Origin of the sequence: Synechococcus sp. OH2, from assembly GCF_047462155.1 — a bacterium.
Taxonomy (GTDB): Bacteria; Cyanobacteriota; Cyanobacteriia; order Thermostichales; family Thermostichaceae; genus Thermostichus.
Genome location: NZ_JANSIR010000017.1, coordinates 1 through 6235 on the forward strand (window position 1 = coordinate 1; position 6235 = coordinate 6235).

7 protein-coding genes are annotated in these 6235 nt (G+C 59.6%); 4 read left to right on the top strand and 3 right to left on the bottom strand.

Annotated elements, in window-relative coordinates; translation table 11 throughout:
- From NW835_RS01325 to NW835_RS01335, 3 genes are all read right to left on the bottom strand, one after another.
- On the bottom strand, positions 1-875 hold an 875-nt coding region (locus NW835_RS01325), incomplete at its 3' end, for an LL-diaminopimelate aminotransferase (protein WP_414414316.1).
- Between the two features lie 44 nt (positions 876-919).
- Positions 920-1438, bottom strand: coding sequence for a TolB family protein (locus NW835_RS01330; RefSeq protein WP_414365660.1), 519 nt, complete (start codon positions 1436-1438; stop codon positions 920-922).
- A 119-nt stretch (positions 1439-1557) separates the two neighbouring features.
- Positions 1558-1842 carry a DUF427 domain-containing protein gene (locus tag NW835_RS01335; protein ID WP_414365659.1) on the bottom strand — a complete coding sequence of 95 codons (285 nt, stop codon included), beginning with the start codon at positions 1840-1842 and terminating at the stop codon, positions 1558-1560.
- A 189-nt stretch (positions 1843-2031) separates the two neighbouring features.
- On the opposite strand from NW835_RS01335, the gene NW835_RS01340 reads away from it, so the two are divergent.
- The 4 genes from NW835_RS01340 (at position 2032) to NW835_RS01355 (ending at position 5960) form a co-directional block, all read left to right on the top strand.
- A complete protein-coding gene (locus NW835_RS01340; protein ID WP_414385795.1) occupies positions 2032-3441 on the top strand; it encodes a DUF697 domain-containing protein in 1410 nt (469 codons plus the stop codon).
- A gap of 45 nt (positions 3442-3486) precedes the next feature.
- Positions 3487-4254 carry a peptidase gene (locus NW835_RS01345; RefSeq protein ID WP_414365657.1) on the top strand — a complete coding sequence of 256 codons (768 nt, stop codon included), beginning with the start codon at positions 3487-3489 and terminating at the stop codon, positions 4252-4254.
- 45 nt (positions 4255-4299) lie between these two features.
- Positions 4300-5286 carry a glycine--tRNA ligase subunit alpha gene (glyQ, locus tag NW835_RS01350; RefSeq protein ID WP_414365656.1) on the top strand — a complete coding sequence of 329 codons (987 nt, stop codon included), beginning with the start codon at positions 4300-4302 and terminating at the stop codon, positions 5284-5286.
- Between the two features lie 149 nt (positions 5287-5435).
- Positions 5436-5960 carry an NYN domain-containing protein gene (locus tag NW835_RS01355; protein WP_414365655.1) on the top strand — a complete coding sequence of 175 codons (525 nt, stop codon included), beginning with the start codon at positions 5436-5438 and terminating at the stop codon, positions 5958-5960.
- Positions 5961-6235: the final 275 nt, after the last annotated feature.

Below are 6235 nucleotides of genomic sequence, written 5' to 3' on the forward strand. Positions count from 1 at the left end.
AAAAAGCTATCGGGAGCCGCCAAGGCCGCCGCCGCCCCCCGCAGAATGCCCTGGTAGGGGTGGAAGTCAATGGTGGACTTCACCAGGCGCAAAGCTCGGATCAGCTCGCGGCTGCCGATGGCATAGGCCACCCGGAACCCCCCCATGTGATAGGACTTAGAGAGGGAAAAGAACTCGATGGTGCGGGTCTTGTCCGGATCCGCCTGCAGCGCCGAGGGAGCCACCTGGCCGTCGAAACGCCAGTCCACATAGGGAAAGTCATGGGCCAGGATGATGTCGTGCTGCCGACAAAATTGCAGCGCTTCCTGCCAAAACTCCGGGGTGACGGTGGCGGTGGTGGGGTTGTGGGGATAGCTCAGCACCAAGAGGCGTGCCTGGCGACAGACCTCCGCCGGGATCTCGTCCCACTGGGGCAGGAAGCGGTTTTCCACCCGTAGAGGCAGGTAGTACGGGATCCCCCCCGCCAGATGGATCCCGCCCACATGGGAGGGGTAGCCGGGGTCGGTAACCAAAGCAATATCCCCGGGATTGAGCAGGGCCAGCGGTAGAAGGGCCGTTCCCTGCTGGGATCCGATCAGCGGCAGCACCTCCGTTTCCGGGTCGATCTCCAGGTCGAACTTCCTCAGGTACCACTTGGCACAGGCGGCGCGGAAATCAGCCGTGTCGTGAAACAGGGTGTAGCCGTAGGTGGTGGGATCCGACAAAGCCGATTGAATGGCTGCTAGAGCTTCGGGAGGCGGGGGCAGGTCTGAGGATCCCAGAGACAGGTCGATGACATCCAAGCCGGAGCGGCGTGCCTCCCACTTCGCCTGATCCACTTGGTCGAAGACATTGGAGCGGAGAGGGTGAAGTCGCTGGGCCAGAGAAAGAACCATGCAACAGCTCTTGGTGGGGAGTCTATCCTAGCTGGGGGATCCCTCTAGGGGTTATCGCCAGCGTTGGAAGAGGCGGGTAAAGAGGGCTGCGTGGCCGCCGCCGGGCCGCGGTCGAAAATCTCGATGTGCCACTGGCCACGACCGTTGCTCTCAAAGGCGATAAAGCGGCCATCGCCACTGATGGTGGGGTTGCGCACATCCCCCGGCACCCGGCTGCTGATATTCTCAACGCGGCGGGTTTGCCGGTCGTAGAGAAAAATCTCCGACTTGCCCAGCGCATTGGAGACATAGACGATGTAGCGACCGTCGGCGCTGATATCCGGCGAGGTGGCGGCCACATCGCTGGAATTCAGACCGGGCAAGTCCACCAGCCGCTGTTCCACCGTGTCGTAGAGAAAAATGTCCTGGCTGCCGCTGCGGGCAGAGGAAAACACCAGGTAGCGACCATCGCCACTGAAAGCAGGCTCCCCATCAGGGAAAATGCTGTTGAGGCCGCTGCCGGTGAGCGTGGGGCGCGGCGTGCGAAATCCTGCTGGGCCACAACCTAGCAACAGGAGGCTCAATCCGGCCCAACACAACCTGCTTGCCCAGCGGGTTGGGCTGCCTGGGATCTGGCCATCGGTCAGCATCGCCTTGCCCCTCCAACTTTTCTCCATCATACTCAGTTGGCAACTCGGCTCGGCTAGGGTTCTACCTTGACGCCCTTCCAGAAGGCCACGTAACCGCGGATGTTGGCCGCCGCCGGCTTGGGATCCGGGTAGTACCAGGCGGCATCTTTGTTCTCCTGGCCGTTGACCACGAGGGTGTAGTAGCTGGCTTGTCCTTTCCAGGGGCAGGTGGTGTGGGTGGAGCTGGGCTGAAAGTATTCCCGCCGCAAAGATTCCGGCGGAAAATAGATGTTGCCTTCCACGGTTTCGTAGCGGTCGGTCTCCGCCACCACCACCCCGTTCCAGATGGCCCTGGGCATGAAAAACCTCCTGTCGCGAACTCTCGGTTCTCAACGTTAGTTTTAACGTTATTTTTGAAGTTGCAGATCTCGGCAGGGCCAACTGCCTTTCTTTGAGATTAGCTTTTCTGCCTGTCGTCGATCGTTGTCGTTGAGGGTTGACACCCGCCCCCGCTGGGCTGTTCTCCACTGCTATTGAGCGCTACGGCCATGGCTCGCCGCAACACCCTAGAAGATGACCTCAACTACCAACAAGCCAAGCGCAGCCTGCGCCAGTGGGTGGCCCAATTGGATCTGCGCCCCCAAGAGATCGTGGGCCTAGAGAGGGAGCTGGAGAACTTGCAAGCGCTCTTGGACAAGCTAGAAACCGAGGTCATCCACATCGCCGCCTTTGGCCTGGTGGGTCGGGGCAAGTCCTCCCTGCTCAATGCCCTGTTGGGCGAGCCGGTGTTCGAGACGGGGCCAACCCATGGCGTCACCCGTACCCATCGAGCTGCCGTTTGGAACATCAGTTGGGAAACCCGTCCCCAACCCCCCTTGGCTGCAGCAGCCCTGCAGGGATCCCGCCTGCTGCCGGCCTCGGTGCAGTCGGTTCAGGTCAGCCACTGGCAGGGATCCCGTCTGGAGCTGATCGACACTCCCGGCCTCGATGAGGTGGACGGCGAGGAGCGGGCGCGGCTGGCCCAAGAGGTGGCGCAGCGGTCGGATCTGATCCTGTTTGTTGTCTGCGGGGATCTGACGCGGGTGGAGTTTGAGGCCCTAGCGACGCTGCGGGAGGCGGGCAAGCCCATGCTGCTGGTGTTCAACAAAATCGACCAGTACCCAGAGGCGGATCGCCAGGCCATCTACGACAAGATCCGCAACGAGCGGGTGCGGCAGCTTCTTTCTCCCAACGAGATTGTCATGGTGGCGGCCTCGCCGCGGGTGCCGCGCCTGGTGCAGAGGCCAGATGGCAGCTTTGGCGTGGAGATGGAGATCGGCCCCCCCCAAGTGGATGCTCTGCGCCTGAAAATCTTGGAAGTCTTGCATCGGGAGGGGCGTTCCCTGCTGGCCCTCAATGCTCTCCTGTTTGCCGATCGCGTCAACCAACAGGTGATTGAGCGCAAGCTGCAAAGCCGTGCCCAGCAGGCCCAAGAGCTCATCGCCGCTGCTGCCCGCACCAAGGCGCTGGCTGTTGCCCTCAACCCCGTTACCCTGCTCGACACCTTGGGAGGACTGGCCCTGGATATTGCTCTCATCCTGCGCTTGTCCCGCCTGTATGGCTGGCCCATGAGCACTGCGGGAGCCGCCCAACTGCTGCAGAAGATCGTCCTCAGCATGCTCAGCCTGGGGGCGGGAGAATGGGTGGCGCTGTTGGGGCTGGGATCCCTGAAAACCCTGCTGGGGGGATTCTCCCTAGGGGCCTACGGGTCGGTGGCCCTGACGCAAGCGGTGTTGGCCGGATTTTCCTGCTACGCCATCGGGGAGGCGGCCCGTCGCTACCTGGCCCAGGGAGCCAGTTGGGGGCCAGAGGGGCCCAAAGCTGCCATTGCCCAGATTTTGGCCGATTTGGACGAAGCCTCGATCACCGCCCGCCTGCGGGAGGAAATCCGCCACAAAATTGGATTCGCTCTCTCCTGACCCTCTACAACCCTCTACAATCAGAAGGCCGAGCCAATCGTTCCCATGACCTACTGTCTTGGCATCCTCACCCGTTCTGGCTTGGTGATGGCGGCAGATTCCCGCACCAACGCCGGCGTCGATTACGTCTCCACCTACCAAAAGCTGTTCGACTTTTCCCTGCCCGAAGAACGGGTAATCTTAATTTGCACCTCCGGCAACCTGTCCATTACCCAGAGCGTTTTAACGGAAGTGCAGCGGGATCTGCGCCAGCAGGAAAGCCCCAATCTCCACACCCTGCCCCATCTCTACGACGTGGCCCGCTACCTGGGATCCAAAATCCGCCACATCCAAGAGCAAGACCGACCCTGGCTGGAAAAAGACGGCATCGACGCCCAGTGCAGCTTCCTGTTGGGAGGACAGATCCGCGGTGAGGAGCCGGCCCTCTTCTTGATCTACAGCCAGGGCAACTGCATCCAGGCCACCCCAGAAACGCCTTTTTTGCAGGTGGGGGAAACCAAATACGGCAAGCCCATCTTGGATCGCACCCTCTCCTACGAAACCCCCCTGGAGGATGCAGCCAAATGTGCCCTCCTCTCCATCGACTCCACCATGAAGTCCAACATCTCTGTCGGCCCCCCCATCGACCTGGTGATGGTGCCGGCCAATCAGTTCAAAGTTACCCATCGCCTGCGCCTGCGCACCGGGGATCCCTACCTGGCCAAGATGCGCAAGCTCTGGGAGAGCGCCCTCAAACAGGCCTTCGACCAAATGCCCCCCATCGAGTGGGACTACTCAGATTCAGCCGATCGAGAAGAAGAGCTGATCGACTGAGCGGGGGAGATTGGTAGGATAGGGTAGCTTTGCCCAGCCCTTGTCATGTCAGCCCACACCTTTCAGGACTTGATCTTTCGCCTGCAGCAGTTTTGGGGGGAACAAGGCTGCCTCATCCTGCAGCCCTACGACCTGGAAAAAGGCGCCGGCACCATGAGCCCCCACACGTTTTTGCGTGCCCTGGGGCCGGATCCCTGGCGGGTGGCCTATGTCGAACCTTGTCGTCGCCCCACCGACGGGCGCTACGGCCAAAATCCCAACCGCCTGCAGCACTACTTTCAGTACCAGGTTCTGATCAAGCCTTCCCCCGACGACATCCAAGAGGTGTACCTAGACAGCCTGCGGGCTTTGGGCATCAATCCGGCAGAGCATGACATTCGCTTTGTGGAAGACGACTGGGAATCCCCTACCCTGGGTGCCTGGGGGGTGGGCTGGGAAGTGTGGCTGGACGGCATGGAGGTAACCCAGTTCACCTACTTTCAACAGGTGGGCGGGCAGGATTGCCACCCGGTTTCTGTAGAGATTACCTATGGACTGGAGCGCCTGGCCATGTACCTGCAGGGGGTGGATTCGGTTTTCGATCTCTGCTGGAGTGAGCACCCTTCCCTGGGCCGGATTACCTATGGGCAAATTTATTTCCAAAATGAGGTGGAGCAGTCCTACTACAACTTCGAGTATTCGGATCCCGAGATGCTGCTGGAGCTGTTCCGCCTCTACGAAGCTGAAGCCAAGCGCTTGATTGAAACCACGCAGCAGAAGCTGCAGAAACAGGTGCTTCCCGATCGGCTGGCGGTGTCGCTACTCCTGCCCGCCTACGACTATGTGCTCAAGTGCTCCCATACCTTCAACCTGCTCGATGCCCGCGGCGTCATTGCCGTGGCCGAGCGCACCCTCTACATTGGGCGCATCCGCAACCTGGCCCGACAATTGGCAGAGCTGTACGTCAGCCAAGCCGATCGCCCCGGCTCCAGCTATGCCCTAGGGCAGCCGGAACCCACTCTGATCTCCAAAGGCGCCCGGTCTAATGGCTAGGGAAAAAGATCCCTGTTTTCGCTATGATGAGAGACTGGTATCAGCAGGCGCTGGCCTGCCATAGCCACCCCTTACCTTAGGATAATCGACACTCTCGTTTTCACCCTCTTTTCCTGACCAGTCCACCTTATATTCCCGGAAAAATCTTTATGTTTCGCCATCCCGTCACGCGGGTTTCCATCTTTATCGATGGGAACAATATGTTTTATGCCCAACAAAAAAATGGCTGGTTTTTCGACCCGCGCCGAGTCTTGGATTATTTTGTTAGATCCCAGCCCAACGTCGAGCTAGTCAACGCATTTTGGTACACCGGCATCAAGGATCCCAACGATCAAAGGGCCTTTCGAGATGCTCTGATCAGCTTGGGTTTCACGGTGCGCACCAAGATCCTCAAAGAATATCGAGACGAAGACTCCGGCCGCTACTTCCAGAAGGCCAACCTGGATATCGAGATCGTTATCGATATGTTCAACACGGTTGGGCAATACGACAGGATCATCTTGTTTAGCGGCGATGGCGATTTTGAGCGGGCCGTCGAGCTGTTGCGCTCCAAAAACACCTTGATTACCGTCGTCTCCACCGAAGGAATGATTGCCCGCGAGCTGCGCAACGCCACCGATCGCTACATCGACCTCAACGACATTCGCCCCTACATCGAGAAGCTAGACAAGTAAGGCCGAGATTCTGGGCCGATCCCTCTGCTGTCGAGCCGGCCCCACAGCTCCCTGGCGGAGTTGCCACAACTCATCTGAGTTCCTTCTGGTTTCTCCGCCTTGAGGGAAAATCTGCTGAGTAAGATTGCTGCCACGCGAGCGCCCCATCCGTTACATCGACCATAGTCGGCGTTGCCGGGAAAAGCTGTCCCAGCCGCTTTAAGTTGCTCTGGCAACCGTCAGAAGGGTTGTTACAGCCTGTTAATTTAAAATAGGGTACAGGTTTTAAGAGGAAG